Raw genomic sequence first — 229 nt, 5'->3', positions numbered from 1 at the left:
ATCGAGGGCGATGCTGTCAGCGATATCCACGCACAAGGTGCGGCACCCCAATGCCGCCAACGCCTGGGCATCGCGACCAAGGGCGAAGACTTGGGCGCCGCTGGCGATCAGTTGCTGGGCAATTTCGCGACCGATGCCGCTGCTGGCACCGGTGACGAGGATGCTCTGGTGAGAGAAGTCGAAGGTGGTGATCATAAATAAAGATCTCAAAACCAATGAAGATCCACTG

At 58.1% G+C, this 229-nt stretch carries 1 protein-coding gene; it reads right to left on the bottom strand.

What is annotated here, in order from left to right:
- On the bottom strand, nt 1-195 hold a 195-nt coding region (locus AAEZ05_RS30595), incomplete at its 3' end, for an SDR family NAD(P)-dependent oxidoreductase (RefSeq protein ID WP_350650457.1).
- Nucleotides 196-229: the final 34 nt, after the last annotated feature.

Source organism: Pseudomonas sp. HY13-MNA-CIBAN-0226 (genome assembly GCF_040310305.1).
GTDB lineage: Bacteria > Pseudomonadota > Gammaproteobacteria > Pseudomonadales > Pseudomonadaceae > Aquipseudomonas > Aquipseudomonas gregormendelii.
This window is presented reverse-complemented; position numbering and strand designations above follow the sequence as displayed.